Origin of the sequence: Corallococcus terminator (assembly GCF_003611635.1) — a bacterium.
GTDB classification, from domain to species: domain Bacteria; phylum Myxococcota; class Myxococcia; order Myxococcales; family Myxococcaceae; genus Corallococcus; species Corallococcus terminator.
This window is the reverse complement of sequence record NZ_RAVZ01000671.1, coordinates 1-1,559: the sequence shown is the minus strand read 5'-3', so window position 1 is coordinate 1,559 and position 1,559 is coordinate 1. Positions and strand designations below refer to the sequence as shown.

Sequence of the window (1,559 nt, the reverse complement as noted above, 5' to 3'; positions counted from 1 at the left end):
CCCTCCCACCGCCGTGCCGCCCTCGCTCGCCCGCGTGGCCTTCCACGCCGTGGCGGCCGGGCTCACCCCGCTCATCCCCGTGCCCTTCCTGGACGACTACGCCCTGCGCCAGGTGCGCGAGCAGGCCGTGCGCGACCAGCTCAAGGAGAAGGGCCTCAAGGCCCCGGACAAGGCCGTGGAGCTGCTGGCCGGCTCCCACGAGGCCCGCGGCCTGGGCGGACGGCTCCTGTCCTATCTGAAGGCCGTGGCCCTCTTCCCGGTGCGCAAGGTGTTCCGCAAGGTCTTCTTCGTCCTCTGGGTGAAGGACTGCGTGGACCTCACCTCCGTGTGCCTGCACCACGGTTACCTGCTGCACCACGCCCTGGAGCGCGGCGACCTGGACGCCACCTCCCTCCAGGGGGATGCGCCCCGCAGGGTGCAGGCCGCCATCATCGCCGCCTGCAAGGAGGTGGACGCCCGCCCCATCAACCAGGCCCTGCGCCGGCTCTTCCGGAGCAGCCGGCTCCTGATGGCGGAGGCCACCCGCGCCCTGTTGGATCCGAAGAAGGGCCCCCGCGTGCCCGACCGCGAAGGCGAGAGCGCGGAGGTGAAGTCCCTCACCGACCGGCTCCTCCAGGAGCTGTGGGAGGAGCGCGGCTACTTCACCGCGCTGGAGGGCCACTACGAGCGCCACCTCCAGGGCGACCTGAAGCCCGCTTAGCCCCTGACGTCAGGGCGCCGGGGCGGTGGCGGTGGCTTCGGGGGCGCGGATGCGCTGGGAGAAGTCGTCCTGCCCCTGCGCCGCCAGGGCGCGCGCGTTGATGTGGTAGCGCGAGCGGACCTGCTCCAGCGGCACGTCCGTGTCGATGATGCCCAGCTCGTACGCCAGCTCATCCGCGAACGCGGGCATCAGTGTGCGGTGGTCGTACGGCACGTCCTTCGTGGCCACCTTCTCGAAGTGGCGCACCAGGTTGGTGGTGCAGTTGCTGGTGAGCGTGTCGTAGAACTCCGGCGCCGTCTTCAGCCCGTTCATCCGCTGCACCATGTCCAGGAAGAACGCGGTGACGCGCTCCTTAGACGCCTGCACCGGATACAGATACACGGTGTCGTGCCGGTGGTTGGAACGAAGCTGGATGAGGTCCCGCTCGTCGCCCACGACGTAGGCCAGCTCGAAGCGGCGGAACAAGCCGCCCACCGCGGAGAACGTCTCCCCCTTCTCCCGCCGCACCTCCACGGAGAACACCACGTGGCGGCCGTCCTGGAAGCTGAAGGACACCATCGTGTGCGCCGCGCCGTAGAACCTGGAGAAGGGCTCCACGATGAACGACGCCCCCGTGAGTGCGTCCGTGTCGTAGGTGGCCGTGTACCAGGCCGGCTCCCAGTCGGTGGTGCTGCGGTAGCGGAAGTCGCGCACCTCGTGGAGCGTCACCTGCGTGCCCGCGATTTCAGCCCACGGCGCGCGCGCCAGGTCCGGCGCCCAGTCGCGTGAGTTGGAGGGCTGCTCGGTGCGCACCCAGCCATACACGGCCGCGCAGCCCGCCAGCACCACCGCCACACCCCAGCGGCGCGAACGCCACCGC

At 70.4% G+C, this 1,559-nt stretch carries 2 protein-coding genes; one reads left to right on the top strand and one right to left on the bottom strand.

Annotated elements, in window-relative coordinates; genetic code table 11:
* The coding region (locus D7V88_RS41380) for a hypothetical protein (protein WP_120545945.1) at positions 1–700 on the top strand (700 nt) is incomplete at its 5' end.
* Positions 701–709: 9 nt separating this feature from the next.
* On the opposite strand, the gene D7V88_RS41375 is transcribed toward D7V88_RS41380, so the two are convergent.
* The coding region (locus D7V88_RS41375; protein ID WP_120545944.1) for an Lnb N-terminal periplasmic domain-containing protein at positions 710–1,559 on the bottom strand (850 nt) is incomplete at its 5' end.